Genomic DNA, 25,684 nt, shown 5'->3' with positions numbered 1-25,684 from the left:
AGCTGGTAAGGTTCATTTTTAAACTACAGGAAGATAAAAGACTAAGGAGATTAAAATGAAAAGCAATAAAACAAAGTTATTGGTATTGTTTTTGATAAGTATTTTATTAGTAAGTGGTTGCCAAAATAGTAGCCAATATAGTAATAATCCAAGCAGTAAAAAAGTTATAAGACTTTGTGAGAGTTGGAATTTTGAAAGTGGTTTTCATAGTGTTTTTGCACCAAATATAAGCAAAAATTTTGGCTTATATCGATTTTTACCGAACTTTTATGAAGCCCTAGTTAAATATGAAAACGGTGTAATTGTGCCAAGTTTAGCTGAAAAATGGCTTATCTCAGAGGATGGAAAAAGCTATACTTTTACCTTGAAAAAAAATGTTAAATTTAGCGATGGTAGTGACTTAACTTCTGCAGCTGTTAAAAAATCGGTGGAAAATGTACCTAAATTATTAGGGCGTTATAATGGCTCATATGGACTAACTAGTACTTTGCTTAGCGATATTGAAACACCAGATGATTATACCGTAATTATTAATTTAAAAACTCCCTATTATGGAGCATTACATGATTTTGCAACACTTAATACCTTTGGAATAATGAGCTTAGCTGCCTATAACGAAGACGGTAGTTTAAATGACAATAGCAAACAAGCGACATATGGAACTGGTCCTTATATGTATCAGGGAGAAAAAGCTAACTTAACTTATACCTTTGTTCGAAATCCTTATTATAGTGGAGAAAAACCAGAAGTCGATAAATTTATAGTTAAAGTTATTGAAAATAATGATGCTAAATTACTAGCCTTAAAAAACAATGAAATAGATATCATCGTGGGTTCAACTAATATATTGTATGATAGCTTTAAAAGTCTAGAAAATAGTGAGCAGATTAAAGGTGAAGTAGCAGAGCGCAGTAATGTAACAAGGCTATTAGGTATAAATGCTGCTAAAGATGCTTTTAATGATAAAAATGTAAGAATTGCTATAGCACATGCTCTAGATAAAAAATCTATTTGTAATAATCTGTTTTACAATATTGAATCAGTAGCTAATTCAGTATTAAGCCAGCACTTACCTTATTGTAATGTAGATTTGCAGCCTTATGAGTTTAATATAGAAAAAGCTAAAGAAATACTTAATAACAATGGTTGGATTATAAATAGTAATGGCATTTTAGAAAAAGATGGTCAAACCTTAGAGGGAGATCTTTTATATTTTGGTGGCATAGCAGATTTAGATAGCTTAGCAATTAAAATTGCCACTGATTTAGCGCAAATAGGAATAAAAATTACAGCAAAACGTATGGAGGGTCATAGCCACTATAGTGCTATAGCCAATGGTGAGTATGATTTAGCATTGCAAGAAACCTATGGATTACCTTATGATCCGTATTTATTTATAAGTATTTTAGGTAGCCAGCCTATTAGGGACAACTTTATGGCCCAGGGACTTGCAGGTGTTAAAGAAGCAAATAAATTAATTGCTGATTTAAACTGCATGATTGAAGATAATAACATTCAAAATCAGTTTAAAATAATCTTAAATGAATTGCATAATACAGCTTCTTTGCTACCTATTACAAATAAAAAAGAGCTTGTTTTGTTCTCAACAGCAAAAATAGCTAAATATGAGTTTTACAGTTTACCTATGTCTATAAATGTAGCCTCAATAAAGCTCAATTAAGTATATTATTTGGAGTAGATTTGAGAGAGAAGGATAGAGATGAAAAATAAAAAACTTTTTAAACTTATTAAAGATACTGGTAGATTTAAAATTATATTAGGAATATTATTAACAATTTTAAACTCAGCATTATCCTATATTCCTTATTTTGCAGTTTATAAAGTCATTGTTCAGTTAATGAACAAAACGCTAACATATCAGCAACTAATGATGTGGGCAAGTATTACTTTAATTACTGTTGTATTTAGAACACTAAGTATTACAATGGCAAGTTTTTTAACCCATACAGTTGCCTTTAATGCCATGCATAGGTTGAGATTACAGGTAATTGAGCATATGAGTAAGCTTAACTTAGGTTTTTTTAATAATAAAAATAAGGGTAGCCTAAAAACTACCCTTTTTGATGATATTGGTAGGCTCGAGAATTTTATTGCCCATAATATTATTCAATTAACTCAGGCTTTGGTAGTTCCTATTGGTTTAATTATTGTTTTATTTGTAATGCAACCTATTTTAACAATATGTGTATTGATTCCAGGCATTTTAGGTGTAGTTTTGCCTATGCGCAAAATGAAAAAATACCCCCAATTAACAAACCAGTTTACAAAATCAATTGAAGAACTAAATGCCTCAAGCAATGAAATGGTTAATTGCATAAAAACCTTAAAAATGTTTAACATAACGGCTACTAAATTTAAGCGATATACATCTGCTGTAAAAACATATGTTAATACACTAATTACAATGGCAAAAATGTCTTGTAAGCCCATTGCTATTACTGTAGTTGTCTTAGATTCATCTTTGCTTTTTACTATTCCAATTGGAGGATTGCTCTACTTAAATGGACAAATTGAAGCCGCTACCTTATTATTGTTTGGGCTTTTATCTATGTGTTTATATAGTAATTTGCAAAGCCTTATGACTATTAGAATGGGTATGATGGAGCTAAATAGTGGACTGGCTAACATAGATGAAATATTGGCTCTAAAACCTATAGTTAGTGGCAATAAAACTGTTAGTAAAAATGAGGTTGAAGTACTAGAGTTTAAAAAACTTTGCTTTAAGTATGATGAAGATGAGGTTCTTAATAATATTAATCTTATTTGTAAACCCAATACGGTTACAGCTTTTGTGGGGGCCTCTGGAGCAGGTAAAACTACTGCAGCCCAACTCATAGGAAAATACTGGGTAGCTACTAAGGGAGCCATTAAAATTAACGGCATTAATATAAATGAACTTAAAGAAGAGTCTTTAATGGATTTAACATCCTTTGTATTTCAAGAGCAATTTATGTTGCAGGCTTCAATCTACGAAAATATAACAATGGGTTGTTCATACAGTAAACAGCTAGTTATAAAGGCGGCTAAAGAGGCCCAAATACATGACTTTATAGTAAGCTTACCTGATGGTTATCAAACTAAGGTAACAGGAATAAAGCTATCGGGCGGACAAATGCAAAGAATTTCAATAGCTAGAGCTATTTTAAAAGACTCTGCAATTGTTGTATTAGATGAAGCTACCTCTTTTTCGGATATTGAAAACGAGCGAAAAATACAATTAGCACTGCAAAATTTACTAAAAAATAAAATTGTAATAATGATAGCACATAGATTAAATACCATTCAAAATGCTGATAACATTGTTGTTTTTGATAAAGGAAAAATAGTTGAACACGGAAAACATAGCGAACTATTATCTAAAAATGCAGTATACCACAGTATGTGGCAAATCTTTATAAGTTCATATCGAGAGGGGGTAGAATAATATGCTTAAGAACTTAAAAATTTTAATCCAAAATAGCTATAAAGATTTATATAAACCCATAATATTAACATCTCTTGATGCTATAGGTTCTATGGCAGTATATTATATTCTTTTTCTTTTTATAATGGATTTATATAATCAAACTTTAACAGCTAAGAGTTTAGCAATTTATTCAGTAGTTTGTTTTATTAGCATAATATTTAGAGTTGTTATTTATCGAGTTGGCTATTTATCTTGTTTTACTATTGGCTTTCAAATAGCAGAAGAGGTGCGAGCTGAAATAGGTGAACAGATAACTAAACTCAATTTAGGCTATTTTAATAAAAATAGTAGAGGTTATTTGTTAAGTACCTTAACCAATGATTTAGCAAGTTTTGAAGGTGTGTTATCACATGCATTGCCTTTTTGCATTAAAACTCTAGTAGTAAGTGTCTTAATTCTACTAGGTATGCTGTTTATTAGTTTAAAACTAGCCATAATACAAATTGTTGTAATCTGTTTTGCTTTACCAATTTTAAAATGGAGCGGTAAACAAGTAACATCTTGTAGTAATAATAAACGATTAGCTATGAATAATATGGTAAGTACGGTTATGGAGTATTTGTCAGGAATTAAGGTATTTAAATCTCATAATTTAATTGGAAAACAGTTTTCTAGGCTTTTAGACTCTATGGAGAGTGAAAGAAAAACAAGTATAAAGGCTGAAAAAAAATTGGCTTTTCCTAATTCTATGTACAAAATAGTAGTTAGCTTTTGTACCCCCTTGGTGTTAGCAGCGGGAGGTTTTTTACTATATCAACAGAGTATAGATGCTGAGCAATTTATAGCAGTTTTAATAATGAGTTTAGCTTTAACAACCTTGCTAATGGCATTTGAAGGTTACTACTTAATGTTACAGCAATTAAAGCTAGCTGTTAAAAACTTAAATAGTGTTAAAGAGTTAAAAGCTTTGCCCTTTACACAGAGTACTTTTAGTCCCACTAATTATAATATTAGTTTCCAAAATGTATCTTTTAGTTATGAAAAAAATAAGCAGGTTTTACATAACGTAAGTTTTAAGGCACCACAAGGCAGTAAAACTGCTTTAATAGGACCTTCGGGATCTGGAAAAACAACTATAGTAAACCTGATTGCTAGGTTCTGGGATGTTAACAGAGGTCAGATTAAGATTGGTGAAATCAACATTAAGCAAGTCAATCCAAATGAGGTATTAAAATATATTAGTGAGGTGTTCCAAGATAATATTTTGTTGAATGATTCAATCTACAACAATATAAAAATTGGCAGAGCTAATGCCTCAAAAAATGAGGTAATAGAGGCCGCAAAGATAGCATATGCTCATGACTTTATAATACAGCTACCTGATGGTTATGACACGGTAATATCTGAATTAGGAGCCTCTTTATCAGGGGGAGAGAGGCAACGTATAGCCATAGCTAGAGCTATATTAAAAGATGCCCCTATCCTATTACTTGACGAATCGACTGCTTCTTTAGATCCAGATAATGAGCAGAATATAAACTCAGCATTAGATTTACTAATGAAAAACAAAACAGTATTTGTAATAGCCCATAGATTAAGCACTATAAAAAATGCAGATAATATCATTGTTTTAAACGATGGTGTTATAGCAGAAATGGGTAATCATAATAATCTAATTAATAAACAAGGTTATTATTATAAAATGATAAAACAACAAGAACAAGCTTTAGCTTGGCAGGTATAGAGGGCCTAAAAATGAACAAACAAAATGAAAAAATTATGCTCATAAAACAGGGCAATGTAACAAAATCACTTTTTAAACTTGGTATTCCTATGATAATAACTATGTTAGTTACAGCATTATATAATGTTGTAGATACCTATTTTGTATCTAGTTTAGGATTACAACAATCGGGAGCAGTTTCGGTAGCATTCCCTTTAAGCCTTTATTTTTCTGGTTTAGGATTAACCTTTGGAGTGGGAGCTGGTTCATATATATCCAGACTTTTAGGCTCTAAACAGCATAAAAAGGCTAATCAAGTTGGTGCCACAGCTTTTTACACTGTAATAATATTATCAGCACTAATGGCGATAGTATCATTGCTGAACTTAAAAGGCATATTAAAATTTATGGGTGCAACTAGTACTATCATGCCTTATTCATTGCAGTATGCTAAAGTATTTGTTATTAGCACTTTATTTAGTGCTATTAATATTGCTATTGGTAATATTGCTATAGCTCAAGGGGCTAGTAATATAACTCTAAAAGCCATGATTAGTGGAGCAGTTTTAAATATGATTTTAGACCCCTTGCTAATATATGGATTACATATGGGCATTCAAGGAGCAGCTATAGCTACCCTAATATCTCAAATTGTAACCTTAATAATTTACCTAACATTCTTTTTTTTAGCTCAAAACTATCTAGATTTAGGGCTTAAAATGTTTAAACCTCAAGTTAGCATATATGCTCAAATAATTAAAATTGGTTTATCGATGTTATTGTTACAGGTACTTGCTGGTGTTTCTATGAGCTTAATCATTCAAAAAGCAAGTATTTATGGTGATGCTGCTGTTGCCGCATTAGGAATAGTTTTAAGAGTAGTAACTCTTGGTACCAATGTGGTATTTGGATTTATGAAGGGATATCAGCCTATAGTTGGCTATAATTATGGTGCCAAGAACTATCAGCGCATCATAGATACAACTAAAGTTGCTATTAAGTGGTCTACGGTTTATTGTATGTTATGGACAATTATAGTTATGATATTCTCTGAGCAGATAATAGGCTTATTAATTAATGACTCAGAGGTAATTAAAATTGGAGCAAGGGCCTTAAAAGTTAATAGTTTAATGTTTGTAAGCTTTGGTTTTCAGTTTACCTATGCAACCCTATATTTATCTATTGGTAAGGCTTTAGCAGGAGGGTTTTTAAACATTGGTAGGCAAGGTTTTATCTTAATTCCTGTTATCTTAATAATGTCTAACATGTACAAGCTTAATGGAGTAATATTTGCCCAATCAGTAACAGATGTTATACTTACTTTAATAACAGTTTATTTTGCAGCTAAAATAAATAGAATATTAAAAAGCAAACAAGATGATATAAAAACAAGCAGTGTAAGCTGTTAATAACATAAAAGGGATAATAAGATGATTTATGACACAGTATATCAATACTACTTAAACTCAATAGAGGATATGAATTTTATACTAGTGCCTGAGCTATCTCATCCCAATGATTATTACTATAAAGTAGCAGAAAAGTATGGCAAGGGTAGTATGAGGTTTATTGTTTGTGAAAATAAATTCTTAATTATTATTGCAGACTATACTCCTTATATTGACTTTGAAAAAACATCAATTATTAATGAAAACTATCTGGAAATGTGCCAGTTTAGTACCGCTTCAAGTTCATTTAAACTAGGAAAAACCAAAACACGCAAAGTAAATACTGGTATATTTTCATACATTAATAATAGCAAAAAAATAATAGTATATTGCAAAAAAGATCAACCCGTAAAATTTACTAAAATTATAGTTACTGAAGACTATTATAAACACTACTTATCAAATAGCTTTAGCACCGAGGTTAATGAAGTAAAAAAAATAATTAAATACCTAGCTATGAGTCCCAATATTCCAGAGTTAAGCTTTGCATTTCAGCAGATTGAAAGCTGTAGTGCGGTGGGTAAATTTCTATTTATTTACTTAGAAGGAAAGGTTATGGAGGTATTGGGTTTAGCAGCAGAGAGCTATAACAAAACATTAGCAAGTACCCAAAATGTTAAGTTAAATAAAAAAGATATTAATGCTTTAAAACGAGTAATTAAATATCTTAAAGACAACTACGCAGCATATCCATCTATATCAAAGTTAGCTAAGGTTGCAAATATGAGTGAGACTAGATTTCAATTGGCTTTTAAACAACAATATAAAACTACACTTTACGAATATTTTAAAAACTTGCGAATGAATTATGCTCTACAATTATTAAATGAAACCAATTATAGTATAAAAGAAATTGCTTTAAAAGTTGGTTATCGTAATTCGGGACACTTTGCAGGTATATTTAAAAAAAGGTATGGCATAACACCTAAGCGGTATAGAGATACACAACAGAGGTTATTGTAATGTTTTAATTTGTAATAAAATAGATACTGTTAACATAACAAGAGAGCAGCAACTAGTGTTGTTCTCTTGTTATATAATTATCAACTTATTTTTATAGGTATTATTTTAGGTCTATTCTTTTAGTTTTTGTAAAGCAGGAATAATACTCTCAACTGCCTTGGGATCAATATTATTATCTTGGAGCTTTTTGGCTAGCTGTAAGTATTGTTCTTTTATATCTATGTAATAATAATTTTTTTGCTCATCTCGCACATAAAAATTTTTAGGCAAATTAGATAAACCTAATAAATAGTCAGTAGTTACATTAAAATAGTTAGCCATTTTAATAACTAGCCCTAAATCTGGCTGTCTTATTCCGGTTTCATAACGAGAAATATTACCCTTATAAAATAACAGCTTTTCAGCTAAGTATTTTTGGGTTATATTACGTTCTTTACGTAGGCTTTTTAACCTATCTCCTTTAAACATAAACTCAACTCCTTAGCTATATTTTATTATCCATTATGGAGAATCGCAACAGTTTCTCCAAAAAGGATATGATAAATTTGAAAAATATTTACAATCTCCTTTATGGATATTTAATGCAAAATTAATAGGATATACTAACTAAATATTAATATATTATTGTTAATAATCTAATTAAAAGCTGGCTTAAGGTATATAGTGTTTGTAGCTAAAAAATTAATAATCTTATGTATAAATATAGTGAGGTATAAATTATCTATGAGAGGGCAAAATATGGAGCTAATAAGGATAATTAAAACAAAAATCTCTATTAATTAATAGAGATGATCTAAAAAAAATTAGCTTTGTTTTATTAATGCTGGTATTATAGTTTCAATAGCTTTAGGGTCAATTTTCTCATCTTGTAGTTTTTTTGCTAATAACAAATACTCTTCACTAATATCGTTTAAATTAATACTATATTCATTATTTTTATCATTAATATAAAACTCATTTACAGAACAGTTTTTAATGTTAGTTAATCCTAGTAAATAATCGGTAGTTACCTTAAAAAAATCAGCAATTTTAATTAACAAATCTAAATCTGGCTCTCTAATGCCTGTTTCGTAGCGTGATATATTGCCTTTAGAAATTTTTAATATTTTAGCTAAGTCTTTTTGAGTTATGCTAATATTTTTACGTAAATTTCTTAGTCGGTCTCCTTTAAACATATTCTCACTCCTTAGCTTAATTCTATTATCCACAATGGAGAATTGCAAATTAATCTCCAAAAAGGTTATAAAATAACCTTAGCGGAGTTAGAGAGTATCCAAACTGGCATTTGTTATAGTATAGAGGTATAATAGTAAGAGTTATACCTGTAGTTTATTAAAAAAATTAAACAGCTAATATTTTATTAAAAATTATATCATTTTTCATTAACTAAGCTTTTTATTTTATGGATAATAATAAAAATATCTCCAAAAAGGTTATAAAATTTAAAAAATATCTTGACAGTCTCCCTCATGGCTATTATTATGTATATAAGCACAAAAATTGAAAGTAGTGGGGTGAAATGTTTCATAAATTAAGGAATTTACGTAAATTACATAATGTAGAGGTAAGCCAACTAGCAAAGCTCATAGGAGTAAAAACCATTGGAGCATACTATAAAAAAGAGGCTGGTGAAAGAGGTTTTACGCTAGTAGAGGCAAAAGCAATTGCAGACTACTTTAATACATCTATTGAGGATATTTTTTTTAAACTTTAAACCTCCATGAGGGAGATGTGAAAGTATATAATGCAAAAAAAGTATAGTAAAGGAGATTAAATTGACAAAAAGCAATAACAAAATATTTATAACAGGGCAGTTAAATAACTTTACATACCAAGAGGCAGAAAATATAATAAGCAAATCTAACAACACATTTGTAAAAGATATAAATAAAGCTAATATAGTTGTTGTAGGGCATAATTTTAATGAACAGATTATAATGCAAGTACAAGATTTATTCCAAAAGCAACAAGCTCCATTATTGGTTGCGGAGGATTTTTTAGACAGCTTGTGTGCAAATGTAAAGTTAAATGTAAATCTAGCAGAGCATAAAACTACAGAATCTACAGTAGATTTAAGAATACAAAAATTACTGAGCTTAAGTCACACTACCTTATTGCAAACTTTACATATTTTAAATGTTATTAAGGCAGAAATAGCTGCAAATAAACTAATAGATGAGGTTCTTACTTAAAATTGTTTTATATACATAATTCTGTAGATAGTCGAGTTCTCATTAAAAAACTTAAAAATATAGATATCCCTAAAAATAAAGTTTATAGCCAAATATGTAAGCTTAAATGTAGCAATAAATCAGCAAGCTGTTTAATCTGTGGTGTAAATAAAGACTTATATCGATTAACCATTTCGAAATTAGGAGGGGAATCTACATTTTTTATGATACTTTGTAATGAGTGTGCTCAAGAAATAGCACATAGCATATTAGCTATTAGAAATACTACATAAGTTCTTATACAAGGCCAGCCTATATAGGGGTTCGCTCAAATTATAATCTCAAAAACAGCGAGGTAAGATTACATTTTGAGCGAATCTCTTTTTTTATTAAAAAAGTTTTATAACAGTAGATTAAAACGTATTTAATGATTTATGTAAAAATATAATTATTAAATTTAAACTAAACTTTAATTTATTTTAAGAAAATTTATGGAGGAATTAAAGCATAATAAATCGAATAAAATAGTTGCGAAAGGAGCTATTTTATGTATGCACATAAACATGAAATTTATAATAGTATGGTGTTTTATGGGCCTGGAAATAAAATAATGCATTATAAAGGAAAAACATTTGTAAATATTCATCGTAAAGAAAAAACAGGGACTGGATACCATAAGTTAATTATAAAAGATGTTGAGGATGACTTTTTTAAGTATTCACAGCCTCATATAGTAAGAATAGAAGCTGTTAGTTTATCTACTGGTCAGTTAAATATTATTTTTCCGCATTATATAAAGTATGAGAATCCTTATGTAGCAATATTAACCTCTAACATAAACATAAAAAAAGATGATGTAATCTAGCAGTAAATTAATATTTCTATTTAAAAGTCATAATTACAAGGGTAATTGTAGTGACTTTTTTTATTTTTTATAGCACATAGCAGGTAAATTTAACAGTTTAGTTGTAGTAGGTGTGAAATATGTTGTATTATGTATAAAAATATCACAGATTTTGTGGGGTAGATTATGAAGTTCAAAAAAATAGTATTGATTATTTTGTGTTTTATATTTATAATTTTTTTGCTTATTAATAAACCTATTTATAACATAACAAGTAAATATATATCTGAGGATCAAAATCATAAAAATTGCTTAAGAATAGAAAACCTAAATGAAGCAATTAAAAGCAATGCACAATTAGCTTTAAACTATGCAGGTTATTTAATTGATGATAAAGGAATATTACATGTTTATATGGTGGGCGAAAACAATTGTCAGCAACTAAAGAAAATCTTAGATAATGAACAAATTAAATGTTATAGTGTAAAGTTTACATACAAACAACTACAAAATACTCTTTATACTCTTAGTAACAATTTAACAAGGTATAATATAAAAAAAGCACAGTTAAATATTGCTAAAAATACAGTAGAGGTGTATTTAGCAATAAACAACAAGCAAGTAAAAGAAGATATTCTTAAACTGTTAACAGACTCTGCAGTGACCTTTTATAATGCAAAAGGTTATTAAGCAATTAAGCAAAAAATTAAGTGTAAACACAAATTAAATTTTTAAAAATGGGTGTAATTATGAATAAAAAACTAAAAAAACTAATGTTAATAATAATAGTTGTAGCAGTAGCCATATTTACTTATATGATTAAAATGGATCTTAAACAACAGGCAAAAGCTAAAAAATACAGTATAGCTTACCATAAAAGCTTATCTCGTGAAGATCAATTACGATCTATTTTAAAAAATAATGCCGATTTAGCTGAGCATTATGGTGGTTCTTACATAGATAAAGACAATAATCTGAATGTGAATATAGTTGGTGAAGAAAATCTACAAAAACTTATTAAGTTATTAGATAATGAAAATATAATATGCCATAATGTAAAATTTTCCTACAACGAGTTAATAAAATCTATTGAGCTACTTAAAGATAATTTAGAAAATTACAACATAAAATTTATTGGGTTTAATAGCAAAGAAAATTGTTTAGATATCTATTTAACTGAGTTAAATGATGTCTATAAAGAAAAGATAAATAACCTTGTAAATAAAGATATGATTAAATACTATAAAAATAATGATAATTTTAAGTTATATGTAGATGCATTAAGAGAATATAGTGAAAATGTATTACCTAAAACAAAATCAGAGGGCTTGTCAAGTTTTTTGTGTAAATATTTATTAAATTTATCTGGCGAATTAGAGGTATATCTCAATTCGCCTTTTGAAATCTTCAACCATCATAAATTCATTTAGTATTTTTTCCCAATTAGCAATTGGTCTATTATTCCATTTGTTTTTAATATCTTGAATACGTAGATATATAAGTTTGATGACTGCCTGATCATTCGGAAATGCCCCTTTATTTTTAGTAACCTTTCTAAATGAGGAGTGTATCGATTCTATGGCATTAGTAGTATAAATCACCTTTCTAATATATTTCGAAAACTGGAAGAGCTGCTCAACATGTATCCAATTGCGCTCCCACACACTTATTGCTCCATTATACCTAGACCACTTTTCCTTAAACTTATCAAATTGTGCTACTGAAGCTTGTAAACTTACAGCATTATATATTGTTTTCAGATCTTTAGTATATTCTTTAAAATCTTTACTTGGTACAAACTTGAGTGAATTACGAATTAAGTGTACCAAGCAACGCTGCACTAGTGTTTGTGGGTAAACATTCTTTACGCCATCTTCTAGTCCAGTTAAACCGTCCATAGATATTATAAATATATCTTCTACACCACGTTCTTTTATCTCTTGAAAGATATTTAACCAATAATGTGCACTTTCACTTTCTTCACCTATCCATACACCTAAAATATCCTTCTTACCACTTAAATCGTATCCTAGAATGGTATATAAAGCTCTTTTAGATGTTTTAATGCCATCTTTAACTTTAAGATACATACAATCTACAAATACAAATGGATAGCAAGGGTTAAGGTCTCTATTTTGCCATTCTATTACTCGATCCATTATTTTATCAGTAATATTACTAATTGTATCGTGCGACATTGTAACCCCATACATATCATTTATTGTATCTGAGATATCTCGTGTACTTGTTCCCTTTGCATACATATTAATAATTTTCTGCTCAATTTGAGAAATATCTTTCTTCCCTTTAGGAACTATCTCAGGCTCAAATGTGGCATCTCTATCTCTAGGTACATTAATATCAAATTCTCCATAAGATGATTTTAAGCTTTTTTTGTGCACTCCATTCCTTCTGTTGCTATTTTCCTTTTCCTCATGAGAGTATCTGTCATATCCCAAATGTTCATTCATTTCTTCTTCTAGCATATCTTCCATAATTGGACCAAGTAAGTCTTTTAGTGCGTTTGCTACATCATCCGTTGTCTTAGGTTTATATAATTGGATTAGTTGCTTTGCAAATTCTATTTTTTGGGGATCTCTTTTTTTCGTGCCATAATGTTCTCTCCTCTTGTCTAGTTGCATTATAAAAAATAGACTGTGTTATTACAAGTGAGAATCGGCGCCTCTTATCTCTACTTATAATTTACACAATCTATTTTACACTGCCAAATCAGACTAAACTGACTTAATAGCCGCTCTTTAAAAGAGCGGCTATTATTTATCTTTATTTCTACAATTATTTATAAAATTTTTTAAGTGCATTTAAAAGTTATCTAATTTTTAGTAGGCTGTTTGTTAAACTCTAAAGCTAGCTACAGTTTCTTTTACTTTGTTTTCTCTCATTAATCTCTCATTTACTAATTGACCTATATTTTTATCTAGCCAGTTATTAAATAAACTAACTTCAGTGTTGATTTTGTTAACATAGTTATTTAACAATGAAATTGTATCTCTAAATCTTTTTGCATTGCTCTCGTGAGTATCATTAATATTAGCAGTAAAAGTTAGTCGGATAGTATCTTTTCTTAATATACCTTGTATAGGTTTCATGTCATTGAACTCGGGTGCAAATAAATGAAACAAATCTTTGTTACCTGAAACAGGAATGTCTGCAAAAACAACAATAATATCTGGATTGTTTGAGCCAGTGGTGTATTCCTTAGTGATGTTTTGTGTGTTGATCTTAAGGGGAGAGATTTTGTATTTACTAGTGGTATCGCTTGAGTATGTTATTGCATCAATATTGGGTACAACTTTTTCGCGTTTAATAGTATTTACTATTTGCGATTTTTTTTGGTCAAAATACTCATCTAAATGGTCGCCAGAAAATAAATTAAAATTCATATTTGTGCTCTCCTTTATAATAATTTGTGAAGTAAAATAAATAATGATACTAACAATATAAAAATAACATATATAAGACTAATTTGTGCATTTTTTTAAAAACTGGACAAAAATAAGCGCTAATCGGTATTATTTGACGAAATGATTGTGAATATAGCATTATTTAGAGTTAAATTTTAAACAAAGGGTCTTGAATTTTGGGTTTTAAATTAAAAGTCATATGAACATAAATACGCCATAGCATAAGTTAAGTTTTAAGCAAGTTACTAATAGATTAAGTAACATGTATCTTAAAGATACATATCATTAATTGGGGTAGTGCAGTATTTATATATAAAACAGTTATTACTTATTTACTAAAAGAAATCAATACTAATTATTTATAGCTTTGGCTAACTAAGTTGCTTAGTACCATACATAAAACCCTAATATCGATGTTTTTATGTGTAACATACCTATGCTTTTTTTAATAAAATATACTGTCAAGGTACGAATTATTATTGTGACAACACAATATATTATTAAAGAAGTATGAAATAATTTAATGAGGGGGTTAGTATGAGCGCAAAGGCTGTAAACAGTAATGATAAATGTTTTAAGTCCTCCAAGGTTGTACCCAGTACTCAGATAACGACAGATATAAAAAGTCAAAATTATAGTCCGCGAAGTCGATTAGAAATAGAAAAAATGGTCAAAAAGATTCGTGATCAATATAATATTAGCAATGAATACCCTTTACAAGTGGTTAAGTTCGCTAATAAACTAGGGTTTAGAGTATTTACAGCTGAGTTTAATGACCCAAATATCTATGGAGCAATATCCATAAAAGAAAACCAAAAAATAATTTACGTTAATATTAAAGATAGTTTAATAGCCCAACGTTATATTGTTGCACACGAGTTAGCTCACTATTTTTTGCATATGCAAGCTGAAAATGATAATAAAGATAAAATAAATGAAATTATAGATATGTATTATAGCTTAGAATACAACGATTATGAAGCTGAAGCAGATATGTTTGCTGAGGCTTTACTAATGGATAAGGATAAAATAACCACAAAATACAAAGATATTAGCAAAAGTCAAGAATTTAAACTCAATAAAAAGATCTATAGTAAAAGTATCTATAAACAATCTTTATTATTAAAGTTATCACAATACTTTGGGGTAGGAACAAAAAAAATAGGCTCTCGATTAAATACTTTAGGGCTCCTGGATAATGCCTAAGTTTATTAGAGAAGAAGACTGTTGTTCAGGTGGAATAGAGACACTAACAAAACACAAGGAAGAAGTAAAAAGCACTGCCCAAAGTGTTTTAGAGGGTAAACAAACTATAGCAGGTCTTTTAACTCCAGAGTCAGTAAATTTAGCTTTTCAAAAAGCTTTAGAGGAGTCAGCTAAGGAGCTTAATCTAAAAAGAATAATTGCTAATTTTACAATGGCAATACTCTTTTTTGAGTTAGCATTTTTTGGCTTTGTATTGATTAAATTTGGACTTAAACAATTAGTGTTTTCCGATGAAATAGTGAAGGTATATATTGTAAGCATAGTGGGTCAAATAATAACAACATTTTATGTAATGGTTAAATTTTTATTTGACCCCAACAGACCAAGTACTATGAAAATTGTAGATACCATGGTAAAGGCTAATATTGAAGAAGTAAATAATTCAACTAAGGACTCTAATAGCTTATTATAATTTTAGGTTTACTGTTTAAGCTATTTAGCATACTTAGTTCATACAGTAACTTTAATTAAAGTAACTAGGGGTTGGTTTTTAGTCCAACCCTATTACGTTTTAAAATTAATACATACTAACACAGAAATTCTTTATATACTTTTACCAAGTAAATATGATTTAAACTACTTATTAGTTAAATCTGTTATCGGTTCACCTAAAATACAACTAATATGTTATTTTAAGAGCACTTTTTCAGCCATCTTAGAGTATTTAATAGACAAGATTAACATTTTACTTTATTATAGGTATATCAATTTTATGGAGATAGAGTTATGAATGAAAATTGTAATGTGAAAATTATTAACGTAAACCTAAGTGAAATTTTAACAAATCTAAAGCTGAGTGAGCTAAAATCATTAGCCCAATCACATAAGCTAAAAAACAGAAGTAAAATGAAAAAACAAGAATTAATTACTGCCCTAGAAGTTCAACTTAAAAATCCTAACATACTTAGTTCCTTAAATGAACAAGCTAGTGAGCAAAATCTAGTAACATTTAGTGAGCTTTTAGTTAGTGAAGTTTGCCAAAATACGGTTGATTTTTGGCAAAATAAAGGTTATTTATTTTATCAAGATAAAAGCTTAATTGTTCCGGCAGACTTAGCTTTAGATCAAAACGAAATAGTAAGTGATAAAGCCCTTAATAGCCTTGTTAAAGACTATTGCCTCGCTGCAATAAACTTATATGGAATAGTCTCTATTAAAAAGTTTATTGAAATATACAATAGTCAAAACGATAATAAGTTAACTAAAGAAGATTTTGTAGCAATTTTTAATAGCCAAGAAATCGAGTATATTAAGCTAACAGATAACTATATTGTTGCCGAATACATATTAGTAAGTGATAACCTTAGTATAGAGCAGGTATTAGAAACTCAAGGTGATAAACCTTATTACATACCAGCTCAAGATTTATACCTTAAATATGCAGACGACTTTTACTACGATGATAGCCCTCATTTAGAAGAACTAAGAAATTATATTGTTAAAAACTATACAAATGACGAAGAAGTAGTAACTAGTTTAGTGAATGATATTCAAGGATTAATCAGTGTTAAAGCTAGTTTAGATGTAATTTTAGAATCATTCTATAAATATAAAATCCAGTTTAAATCAGCTAAACAACTTAAAAAAATTGTGCCTTATATTACTAATGTGCAAAACAATACTAGGATATATACCAACAGAGGTTTTAGTGATAATGAATTAAGAATTATGAGAGGTCAAAAACCTCAAAATATCAATACCAAACCAATTAAAAGCAAAAAAATAGGTAGAAATGAACCTTGCCCCTGCGGTAGTGGTAAAAAGTATAAAAAGTGCTGCGGACGATAGAGCTTGCCTTTGAATGTCGTGTAGTGGGTAATTGCTGTTGGCAATTACGTAGTGCTGCTTGCTTTAACTGCGCGGTTTGAGATAACTCCGTAATGGGATATCGGGGAATATTGTTGGTTAGTTAATGTAACGATTTTATTCCACTGCGTTCCATAAAACGTATTACCGGTGTAGTTGTTTACCATACTGTGTGTAAAAAAATAATTACACTATTAAAGAAACGAGGGGTTGACCCTATTTAAATCGCATTTAATAAAGTCTATTTCATAATAATAAATGTTTAAGTTAGTTTGTAGAGGTCGGTTTCCATGTCGACCTTGTTTTATTTACAATGTATAAATTACTATGACTGGAAGTATAAATACTTCAGCTCTTTACATTAAGCCTAATATTATATATTATTTAATTATTAAGTATGGAGAATATTATTATGACAAAAAAAATTGAAGTTAAGACTCTTCAACATGACAATCTTATAATTGCTCTTAAACAACAGAGTGTTAAAGAGTTACGTAAAATGGCAAAAGTACTTAGAATTCCTAAAAGAAGCTATATGAATAAAATTGATTTAATTATTTCAATTATTTTAATATGGACTGAAAGGTACTTAGAGAGTTTAATAGAGGTAGAGCAAACAGAAATACTAAGTCTAGAAGAATTATTAGAGGTATCTAAAACATCTGAATCAATTTGTGAGCATTCATTTAATTTTTGGTTAGATAGAGGTCTTATTTTAAACATAGACTCTAACTATGTAATTCCAATAGAAATGTTAGATACATTTAAAGAGGTACTTTTAGATCAAGTTATCTCAGATTATTTTTTTGCTGCAGTAAATTTATATGGTGTTATTCCATTGGAGAAATTAGCCTATATTATAAACACTCAAAACGACTGTTCACTAAATAGAGAAGATTTAGTAAATGTTTATCATCAAAATCCCGAAGAATTCGTAGATTTATATATTGAAGATAATCATTTATTCTCTGCATATGTTAATGATTTGTATGGAGATTATAAAAATCTCCTGAAAGCTCAAGCAGATAAACCTTATTATATTCCCGAAAAAGAAGAATTCTTACAATACACAACATCTGACTATATTAGTAATGCAAAATTTCTTACTGAATTAGAAAATTTCTTTAAAAAAAATAAGCTTATAAGGAATGAAGAGAGTTTAAAGGAATTAATTAATGATGTAAAAATAATTTCTTCTACTGAAGGTACGTTATCAGAGATAATGAAATATATTGATGATTATGGAGTAGTATTTAATAGTGAAAAACAATTTGATAAAACTGTACGTATGGTTGTAAGAGTTGTTAATAATTCAAGAATTTGTAGTAACAGAGGACATACACCTAATGAAACACGTAATTTGGCTTTAAATCAAACAGGAGCACCCTTTAGTGGAATCAAAAGCAAAAAAATTGGCAGAAATGAACCCTGCCCCTGTGGTAGTGGTAAAAAGTATAAAAAGTGCTGCGGAAGATAGTGCTGGCCTTTAGACATTGCGTGGTGGGTAATTGCTGTTGGCAATTACGTAGTGCTGCTTGCTTTAGCTACGCGGTTTGAGATAGCTCTCTGCAATGGGCTATCGGGGAATATTGTTAGTTAGTTAATGTAACGATTTTATTCCACTGCGTTCCATAACGTATTACTGGCGAGATTGTTTGCGTAACTTGTTTATTCATAGAATAATTTAGCTATTTTAAGAGATGAGGGGTTGGTTTAGCCAACCCTTTAGAATACTTAATTAAGTTTTAACTCAATTATTTTATTTGAAACATTATCTATAAATTTTAAAACCATACTTTTTGGGAAAACAAGTTTATGTTGAGATTCAAATCCATCGTATATGTTGCCAATAAGTGAAAAAGTATGTGAATAAGTTGTGGATATTTGCAAAACTATGTTAATAACTTTATTTAAGAGCAGACAATACTTAGGTAAAGCATCTGTAGATGCGCGTCTTAAAGACTATATAGTATCGTGTTCACAACGTAGTGTCAATAAGTCACTAAGGTTTGTAAAGAAAATTATTTTATGTGCTACATTAAAGAAAATTATTTTTTACACTTTTAAAAAAGGTTTTAGCTATGTTACCACTAATTTATTATAAAGGTGATTTAAGCACTTTATATACATGGGGTGGTAACATGTTATTTTACAAAAAAGAAAAATTGTGTAACAGTAAAATATATTATAAAGATAAAAACATAAAAACCTTAAATCTAGTAAAACAGAGTTTTAAGAATGTAACAAGAGAACTGAAAATAAGCTATAATTTAGTTCCTCCGCAAAATCTTAAAATTTTTATAATGAATAGTTGGCAAGGATTTGTTTATGTGTCTACGCCCTTGTTTTTATGGCCTTTTGTGGGTTTTCATTTAATGTTACTGAATCGCAAAATGAAAAAGTTGTGGCCAGCTATAGGTGGTTGGAGTAAAAGCTATAATGATAAATATATAATAGGTATTAAAGACCTTACACTTATGAAGCATAAAAATAATTATTATTCTAAAGATAAAGAGAGTGCCATTTTTTACAAAAAAAATGGCGATAACGAGGTTATAACCCACTTAGTAATCCATGAACTAATTACCCATTCTTTAAACAAGTACCAATATCCTCAATGGTTAATAGAAGGCCTAACCTTAAATACTTTAGAAACTATTCTAAACATACAAAAAGTAAAACATAGTACCCTAGAGACTTTAAAAAATTATAATGAGCAAAGTTTACAAACTGAGCCATTATCAAATTATATTATAGGCTATTGGTTTGTAAAATACCTAAACGAAAGCAATAGCCAGCATATTAAAGAGCAATTAGCTGGTGATAGCTTATCTATTAATGGTATGCTGAACTATTTATCTTTTGCTGGGTTTAAAGCAAAGGTTTTAGAAAAATATGATAATTATAGGCTTGGTTATGAAATATTTTAAGACAAAAAGGTCTTATTATATAACTGTAATAAAAAAAATACAATAAAGGGATGAGTAGTATTGAAAATGGGAAAAAAATACTTTGTGAGAACTGATTATAAAGTAGAAGGCAAAAAAGTAACTAGTGAAGATTTTAATGATCATCTTAACTACCTTAAAAATATAGCAGAACAAACTGAGTTTTACGGAGGTGGTTTTATAAATAACCCTGGTGGCATGATAATTTTTATTGCCAAAGATTTATTAGAGGCAAAAAAAGTTGCCGAAGGTGACCCTCTAATAGTACGAGGTTTGTATAAATATGAATTAGTAGAGTGGGAGATTGTATTATCTTCTCACTAAAAGTAAGAGAATTGAAAGGAGTTGTTACTCAAATTCTGAGAGACAGCTCCTTTTTGTAACAATAATATCTAAAAATATGATATATTATTAGTGTAAAAAACCAAACAATACTATAATTACATAAAATTCATATAAATCTTCTCAAACTAGCATGTAAAAAAAGGGGTGTAGATTAATTGAGCGGAATAACCATATTGCTAATAAGAGCAGCTTGTTACTTATTAGTATCTATAATACTGTGGGAGATGTTACCTAAAGAAGTAAAAAATAAAACCTACTCCGAAATGAGTTTTATGATGTTTATAGGCTTAATTATATTTATAAACATCTTTGGTTTGTTATTATCTAATTATATTATTAGGTTGTTAAGTAATTAAATAGATATTAATTGGTTATTAAAGGGATTTTAGTTTTTATATAGAAATTAATAATTAAAATTTTATGGAGGTATTAATATGTTAACACCTTTACTAAAGTCAATAAAGAATGATATTTCTAATAAAGCTAATCCGTTAAAGGTAGAAATTGCATTGCTTAAAGAGTTATGTTTAATCGAAGAAAATTTAGTATTATCTAGTGAAGATTTATGTTCTCTTAATGCTCAAAAAGTTGTTGCAAAAAGAACCCTTGCTGCACCAATTAAGAGATGTCCTTGTTGTGGGAAGTAGGGTGAACCTATGAGCTATTTTAAGGTTTACGAAAACCCTAATGAAAAGTATGATATTATATTTAGTTTAAATGAAAATAAAGAAATTCCAGAGGTTTATTCAGATTTAATAAAAGAAGTTCAGCTAATAAATTCAGTTATAAACAAAGTTTATGAAAGAAATGAAGCCAATAAAAATAGGTATTTTAAAAGACTACTAAGAACAGCACAAGCGGGTGCTGTTGGTGAATTTGCTAAGCCTGAACTAGCTGTAATATCTTTAGAGGGATTAAAAAAAGAGATTTTAGAAAGAGAAGGAGGAAACATAAAAAATAATTATATGATTAAGTTAGGATTAAATGCCTTAGCTTTATCCATTGTATTCTTAATTTTGGCTTTTATTTTTTCTAATACCAATAAAAATTTGTTAGCATACTGTTTTGTTTGGATTGGAGCAATGGTTGGAACTTGGATGTCTTTTGCAATTAGAAAAATGGAATTAAAATTTGAAGACTTATTTAGCTTAGAAAATGATAAAATGAGCCCCCTAATTCGTTTAATATTCACTAGTATAACCGCAACATTTGTATTGCTATTAATGAAGAATGGAGTAATAAATATATCATCAGGAAGTTTTAGTGCTAATTCGCCTAATAGCAATGAGTTTGCCTTTATCATTGGTGCCTTTTCAGGATTAGCTGAGAAAAAACTAGCTACAGATTTATATAATAAATCTGTTAGTGTGTTAAGTATAAAGAATAGCGGTAAAGATGTATTATGATTAAAGCAAATTATTGTTATAGATTATAATAAAACAAAAACACAAAGAAGTAATATAAACTCCTTGTGTTTTTTTGGTCTTATTATTACTATACTTACTGTACATCATAACCTAATCCCAAGCTATCTAAGGCCTTTTGCACAGTTACAACATACTCGTATCTTTCCTTAATTAATAATGGTACCTCTGTATCTAACCATTTATTAAAGATGTGTACCTGTTTATTTACTTCATAAATATAACTATTAATTTGCTTAATTATCGTTTGTAAGCCTTTTCGGTATTTTTCTTTGTCTAGTGATATATTTAAGCTTAAGGTAATAATTATGTGGTTATCCGCAATTTGAGCTGCTGGAGCATTGTTGGTTGGTGTCTCCTCAGTAATACAAGTGAATAGTAATGAATCACCCACATAGGGAATTTTAAGCCTAACTGGTATATAGGGGCTTGTGCCCTTAAAGTCATCTGCTTTAGATATAAGTTTTATGTGGCTCTCTTGCAATAGCAAGGGAGCTATTTTTTTTGAGTGAACAAACTCTGCAGCAAGGCTGTAATAATCATTAAAATTTGAGATTCTCATAGCTTTTATAGAGTTGAGAATATCTTGTTTTCTCCTTACCAAGTACTCTTTAAAATTAATTTCGTTAAATAGTTGATTTGTCATTATTAGCTCCTAAATTGATTAATGTAATTATATTTAATAATATCATAATATTTAGGTCATTTCTTATAAATATATCATAAATAACTAAAAATAATTCTTTAATCTGTTAAAGAAATTTAATAAAAAAGGTTGCAATTCGAAACATCGATGATATAATATACAGAATTATTAATATTTATGCATTGAAATATAGGTGGAGTGAGAGACATGAATAAGAAGTATGGGATATGGACAGCTATAGCAATGGTTGTTGGTATTGTAATTGGTTCTGGAGTTTTCTTTAAAGCCGATAATGTTTTAATTGCAGCTGGTGGTAGTGTTAAGGTAGCATTATTAGCGTGGTTAGTTGGTGCAGTATCAATGATTTTTGGTGCTCTAGTATTTGCGGAATGTTCTAATAGATTTGAGAAATCTAATGGTATTGTTGATTATGCTGAAAGTATGGTTTCTAAAAAATTTGCTTACTTAGTAGGCTGGTTTAATTCTATTCTTTACTACCCTGCTTTAGCTGCTGTGTTAGCCTGGGTTTCAGCTAATTATACAGCTGTGTTGGTTGGAAAAAAAGGTAATTTTGTATGGATTTTAGCTGCTATTTATATGATGGCAGCATTTTTACTAAATTATTTGTCACCAATACTATCTGGCAAGTTTCAAATAGGGGCTACTACTGTTAAAATTATACCTTTAATTTTAATAGCTGTAGTAGGTATAATTATGGGCTTAAAGAATGGAGTTATGTTAAATAACTTTGCAAGTACTACTAAAGCTTTAGCTGGTGGTAATGGTTTTGCGGCTGCAGTATTGGCAACTGCATTTGCTTATGAAGGCTGGATTATTGCTACAACTATCAACCAAGAAATTAAAGACTCTAAACGTACTTTACCTAAGGCTTTAACTTTTGGCACAATAGCAATTGTAGTTATTTATGTATCTTACTTTTTAGGAATAGTAGGGGTAATACCTGCTGATACTATTTTAAGCGAAGGTGATACTGCAATTAATGCAGCAGCAAATGTTGTATTTGGCAGTTTTGGAGCTACACTCTTAACAGCATTTATTGTTGTTTCTTGTTTAGGTACTCTTAATGGTTTAGTTTTAGGTGGTTCTCGTTCTTTTTACTCGTTATCTATTAGAGGACAAGGCATTAAACCTGAACTGTTCTCTAAAATTGCTAAAAAAACCAATGTACCAACCTATTCATCTATAGCTAATATAGTATTAGTAGCTTTTTACTTATTGGTTTGGTATTTTAATTTTGCTAAGCTATTTCCTAAAGCTGTGTTTGTAGATATTTCGGAGTTGCCAATTGCTACAATTTACGGTTTATACATTTTTATTTATATCGCTTATATGGCAAAAATGAAAGACTTATCTTTTATTAAGCGTTTCATTATTCCTATCTTTGCTTTAATTGGAGCAGCAATTGTAGTATATGGCGGTTTATCTAAACCCTCAGTACTGATAGATGTAGGCATATCCCTTATAGTATTTTTATCTGGCTTATTGTTTTATAAAAAGCAAGCTGTTAATTAAAAGATAGTCGGAGACTGAAAAATCAGAACTCCGACTTTCTTAATACTTATTTTATAACAGACAAGGTGAGCCACTACATATGTTAAGCCCCACGTCAGCACACTGATACTAATTTTAAGAATAGCGTTTAATAAAACCCGCGCTAGCACACACCGTATGCCTAAGTTTATTTATGGAGTTATATGAAAAATAATCAAAAAAGTATCTCAAATAAAGAGGCATACCCACCACGCGAGTGTAACGAGCTCACCACGTTGTAAAATATTAATAAAAATTTTTACAACTCACCACGCTGAGAGCTAAATGCTCTGAGCTTAAAGGCTATCATACTTTTTTTTAATCTCTTTAAAATCTTCCCAAGTAGGTCTTTTTTTATGAGGGTCTCTTAGCAATGCAGACGGGTGGTAAACGGCTGTTAAGTAGTATCCCTTACGTTCTACCCATTTGCCATGTTGTTGAGTTATTTTAAAGCTTGGGTTAATTATTGTTTGTGCTGCAACTCTACCTAAACATACAATAATTTTAGGCTTTATTAAATAAACCTGATTACGTAAGTAGTTAATGCACATATTTTTTTCCTCTTTTAAGGGATCTCTATTATTAGGAGGTCGGCATTTTAATATGTTAGCAATATATACATCTTGTCGGCTTAAATCTACTGCCTTTAGTATTTTATCTAATAGTTGGCCTGATCTTCCTACAAAAGGTATGCCCTGTAAATCTTCTTGTTCTCCTGGTGCTTCTCCAATAAACATTAGCTTGGCATTTTCATTGCCTTCTCCAAAAACTAGATTTTTTCTGCTATTTGCTAGTTTACATTTTGTACAAGAACTACAAACCTGTTTTAGTTCATTCCATTGCAACATAATTGTTTCTCCTTAATTAATTATCTGCTTATATTATACACCCAATTAAAATTTTATTACAATTATAACAATAGCATTAAGCTTTTTTATACATAGGTATAATCTAAACTTTTATCTAAAATGAATAAAGTTATTATGCTAAAAATATAAATATTTACAATTTATGTTTACATATGTTATAAAATTATATAAAATGATACTTAATTGCTTTGAAGAGTATTTAAAAAGATTATAATGTAAATGTTAGTATAACTTCTAAAGTTTCTATTCTTTATAAACAGAGTAATTATGATTATAGAATAGGTAGTTTTTGATAAATAGAATAGTGTTCAAAGCTAAAATGGAGGGTTATATGAATAATTTAAAATATTTTAAGATGCCAGAGGACAAAGTTGTTGTTATCATAACTGTTGTAACCGCTGTTTTTAGTGTATTGGTGACAGGAGATTTGTGGCAATATGATACCGCATTAAAGCTGATTGCTATTTCCTTCTTAATGCTTAATATTGTTGCTATGGGAGTAATAACAATAATTTATGTATTGCTTTACACAAACATAGATTTTAATTATATTGCACCTCATTTTGATATTAAAATGGTTGACATAAAAATAAAAAACTACTTTGCTATACCAATAGCTATAGCATTTTCAGCAATAGTTATTAGTTGTTTTATTTTTAAAGATTATAATACCAGTAATGTTATTGTTGCAATGTTTGTAACTTGTATTGCATATGTTATAACATCTACATATAGAGTTGTTAAACTTTATACAAAATTACATGATTATCAAAAAAAACATGTAGACTAAAAAGGGCTCGCAATACGACCCCTATTTGCTATGTAAAT

28 protein-coding genes are annotated in these 25,684 nt (G+C 29.2%); 22 read left to right on the top strand and 6 right to left on the bottom strand.

Features of this window, described 5'->3' with window-relative positions; genetic code table 11:
* The first annotated feature begins 55 nt into the window (after window positions 1-55).
* From IMX26_RS05655 to IMX26_RS05635, 5 genes are read left to right on the top strand one after another with little or no spacing between them, the layout of a single operon-like run.
* Window positions 56-1,681 carry an ABC transporter substrate-binding protein gene (locus tag IMX26_RS05655; RefSeq protein ID WP_195160709.1) on the top strand — a complete coding sequence of 542 codons (1,626 nt, stop codon included), beginning with the start codon at window positions 56-58 and terminating at the stop codon, window positions 1,679-1,681.
* Window positions 1,682-1,720: 39 nt separating this feature from the next.
* Window positions 1,721-3,445 (top strand): ABC transporter ATP-binding protein, encoded by a 1,725-nt coding sequence (locus IMX26_RS05650; RefSeq protein ID WP_195160708.1) that lies wholly within the window; start codon window positions 1,721-1,723, stop codon window positions 3,443-3,445.
* Between the two features lies 1 nt (window position 3,446).
* The gene (locus tag IMX26_RS05645; RefSeq protein WP_195160707.1) at window positions 3,447-5,171 is read left to right on the top strand and encodes an ABC transporter ATP-binding protein; all 1,725 of its coding nucleotides are present in this window, start codon (window positions 3,447-3,449) and stop codon (window positions 5,169-5,171) included.
* Between the two features lie 11 nt (window positions 5,172-5,182).
* Window positions 5,183-6,559, top strand: coding sequence for an MATE family efflux transporter (locus IMX26_RS05640; RefSeq protein WP_195160706.1), 1,377 nt, complete (start codon window positions 5,183-5,185; stop codon window positions 6,557-6,559).
* 21 nt (window positions 6,560-6,580) lie between these two features.
* Window positions 6,581-7,561: an AraC family transcriptional regulator gene (locus IMX26_RS05635; RefSeq protein ID WP_195160705.1), complete on the top strand. Its 981-nt coding sequence runs from the start codon at window positions 6,581-6,583 to the stop codon at window positions 7,559-7,561.
* Window positions 7,562-7,672: 111 nt separating this feature from the next.
* On the opposite strand, the gene IMX26_RS05630 is transcribed toward IMX26_RS05635, so the two are convergent.
* Both IMX26_RS05630 and IMX26_RS05625 read right to left on the bottom strand, forming a co-directional pair.
* Window positions 7,673-8,029, bottom strand: a complete 357-nt coding sequence (locus tag IMX26_RS05630; protein WP_195160704.1) for a helix-turn-helix transcriptional regulator — start codon at window positions 8,027-8,029, stop codon at window positions 7,673-7,675.
* A gap of 335 nt (window positions 8,030-8,364) precedes the next feature.
* Entirely contained in the window at window positions 8,365-8,736 is a 372-nt protein-coding gene (locus IMX26_RS05625) for a helix-turn-helix transcriptional regulator (protein WP_195160703.1), read from the bottom strand.
* 344 nt (window positions 8,737-9,080) lie between these two features.
* Here IMX26_RS05625 and IMX26_RS05620 point away from each other — a divergent pair, with 344 nt between their 5' ends.
* From IMX26_RS05620 to IMX26_RS05600, 5 genes are all read left to right on the top strand, one after another.
* A complete protein-coding gene (locus IMX26_RS05620; RefSeq protein WP_195160702.1) occupies window positions 9,081-9,275 on the top strand; it encodes a helix-turn-helix domain-containing protein in 195 nt (64 codons plus the stop codon).
* Window positions 9,276-9,336: 61 nt separating this feature from the next.
* Entirely contained in the window at window positions 9,337-9,753 is a 417-nt protein-coding gene (locus IMX26_RS05615; RefSeq protein WP_195160701.1) for a hypothetical protein, read from the top strand.
* A gap of 526 nt (window positions 9,754-10,279) precedes the next feature.
* Window positions 10,280-10,597: a hypothetical protein gene (locus tag IMX26_RS05610; protein WP_195160700.1), complete on the top strand. Its 318-nt coding sequence runs from the start codon at window positions 10,280-10,282 to the stop codon at window positions 10,595-10,597.
* A gap of 165 nt (window positions 10,598-10,762) precedes the next feature.
* Window positions 10,763-11,266, top strand: coding sequence for a hypothetical protein (locus IMX26_RS05605; RefSeq protein WP_195160699.1), 504 nt, complete (start codon window positions 10,763-10,765; stop codon window positions 11,264-11,266).
* Between the two features lie 59 nt (window positions 11,267-11,325).
* Window positions 11,326-12,006, top strand: coding sequence for a hypothetical protein (locus IMX26_RS05600; RefSeq protein WP_195160698.1), 681 nt, complete (start codon window positions 11,326-11,328; stop codon window positions 12,004-12,006).
* Here the strand turns inward: IMX26_RS05600 and IMX26_RS05595 are convergent.
* Both IMX26_RS05595 and IMX26_RS05590 read right to left on the bottom strand, forming a co-directional pair.
* Entirely contained in the window at window positions 11,950-13,218 is a 1,269-nt protein-coding gene (locus tag IMX26_RS05595; RefSeq protein WP_195160697.1) for an IS256 family transposase, read from the bottom strand. The genes IMX26_RS05600 and IMX26_RS05595 overlap by 57 nt on opposite strands.
* Before the next feature lie 213 nt (window positions 13,219-13,431).
* Window positions 13,432-13,980 (bottom strand): hypothetical protein, encoded by a 549-nt coding sequence (locus IMX26_RS05590; RefSeq protein ID WP_195160696.1) that lies wholly within the window; start codon window positions 13,978-13,980, stop codon window positions 13,432-13,434.
* Window positions 13,981-14,538: 558 nt separating this feature from the next.
* Here IMX26_RS05590 and IMX26_RS05585 point away from each other — a divergent pair.
* The 10 genes from IMX26_RS05585 (at window position 14,539) to IMX26_RS05545 (ending at window position 21,772) form a co-directional block, all read left to right on the top strand.
* The gene (locus IMX26_RS05585; RefSeq protein WP_195160695.1) at window positions 14,539-15,207 is read left to right on the top strand and encodes an ImmA/IrrE family metallo-endopeptidase; all 669 of its coding nucleotides are present in this window, start codon (window positions 14,539-14,541) and stop codon (window positions 15,205-15,207) included.
* Complete coding sequence (locus IMX26_RS05580) at window positions 15,200-15,679, top strand: hypothetical protein (protein ID WP_195160694.1); 480 nt, start codon at window positions 15,200-15,202, stop codon at window positions 15,677-15,679. Before IMX26_RS05585 ends, IMX26_RS05580 begins: the two co-directional genes overlap by 8 nt.
* 314 nt (window positions 15,680-15,993) lie before the next feature.
* The gene (locus IMX26_RS05575; RefSeq protein WP_195160693.1) at window positions 15,994-17,055 is read left to right on the top strand and encodes a Rho termination factor N-terminal domain-containing protein; all 1,062 of its coding nucleotides are present in this window, start codon (window positions 15,994-15,996) and stop codon (window positions 17,053-17,055) included.
* A 430-nt stretch (window positions 17,056-17,485) separates the two neighbouring features.
* The gene (locus IMX26_RS05570; protein WP_195160692.1) at window positions 17,486-18,550 is read left to right on the top strand and encodes an SEC-C metal-binding domain-containing protein; all 1,065 of its coding nucleotides are present in this window, start codon (window positions 17,486-17,488) and stop codon (window positions 18,548-18,550) included.
* Between the two features lie 417 nt (window positions 18,551-18,967).
* On the top strand, window positions 18,968-19,177 hold the full coding sequence (locus IMX26_RS17695) for a hypothetical protein (RefSeq protein ID WP_207729325.1): 210 nt from the start codon (window positions 18,968-18,970) through the stop codon (window positions 19,175-19,177).
* Between the two features lie 37 nt (window positions 19,178-19,214).
* The gene (locus IMX26_RS05565) at window positions 19,215-20,003 is read left to right on the top strand and encodes a hypothetical protein (RefSeq protein WP_195160691.1); all 789 of its coding nucleotides are present in this window, start codon (window positions 19,215-19,217) and stop codon (window positions 20,001-20,003) included.
* Window positions 20,004-20,069: 66 nt separating this feature from the next.
* Entirely contained in the window at window positions 20,070-20,345 is a 276-nt protein-coding gene (locus IMX26_RS05560; protein ID WP_243259347.1) for a YciI family protein, read from the top strand.
* Window positions 20,346-20,521: 176 nt separating this feature from the next.
* Window positions 20,522-20,722 carry a hypothetical protein gene (locus tag IMX26_RS05555; protein WP_195160689.1) on the top strand — a complete coding sequence of 67 codons (201 nt, stop codon included), beginning with the start codon at window positions 20,522-20,524 and terminating at the stop codon, window positions 20,720-20,722.
* A gap of 78 nt (window positions 20,723-20,800) precedes the next feature.
* Complete coding sequence (locus IMX26_RS05550) at window positions 20,801-21,013, top strand: hypothetical protein (protein WP_195160688.1); 213 nt, start codon at window positions 20,801-20,803, stop codon at window positions 21,011-21,013.
* Window positions 21,014-21,022: 9 nt separating this feature from the next.
* Entirely contained in the window at window positions 21,023-21,772 is a 750-nt protein-coding gene (locus tag IMX26_RS05545) for a hypothetical protein (RefSeq protein ID WP_195160687.1), read from the top strand.
* Between the two features lie 94 nt (window positions 21,773-21,866).
* Here the strand turns inward: IMX26_RS05545 and IMX26_RS05540 are convergent, their stop codons facing one another.
* Window positions 21,867-22,436, bottom strand: coding sequence for a hypothetical protein (locus tag IMX26_RS05540; protein ID WP_195160686.1), 570 nt, complete (start codon window positions 22,434-22,436; stop codon window positions 21,867-21,869).
* Window positions 22,437-22,643: 207 nt separating this feature from the next.
* On the opposite strand from IMX26_RS05540, the gene IMX26_RS05535 reads away from it, so the two are divergent.
* Complete coding sequence (locus IMX26_RS05535) at window positions 22,644-23,969, top strand: amino acid permease (RefSeq protein WP_195160685.1); 1,326 nt, start codon at window positions 22,644-22,646, stop codon at window positions 23,967-23,969.
* A 314-nt stretch (window positions 23,970-24,283) separates the two neighbouring features.
* Here IMX26_RS05535 and IMX26_RS05530 read toward each other — a convergent pair whose 3' ends face one another.
* Window positions 24,284-24,835: a uracil-DNA glycosylase gene (locus tag IMX26_RS05530; RefSeq protein ID WP_195160684.1), complete on the bottom strand. Its 552-nt coding sequence runs from the start codon at window positions 24,833-24,835 to the stop codon at window positions 24,284-24,286.
* 352 nt (window positions 24,836-25,187) lie between these two features.
* Between IMX26_RS05530 and IMX26_RS05525 the strand changes: the two genes are divergently transcribed.
* On the top strand, window positions 25,188-25,646 hold the full coding sequence (locus IMX26_RS05525) for a hypothetical protein (RefSeq protein WP_195160683.1): 459 nt from the start codon (window positions 25,188-25,190) through the stop codon (window positions 25,644-25,646).
* The last annotated feature ends 38 nt before the right edge of the window (window positions 25,647-25,684 follow it).

The sequence above is a fragment of the Clostridium sp. 'deep sea' genome (genome assembly GCF_014931565.1).
Lineage (GTDB): Bacteria > Bacillota > UBA994 > PWPR01 > PWPR01.
Note: the sequence above shows the minus strand (reverse complement) of the source record. Positions and strands in the feature narration are given on the sequence as shown.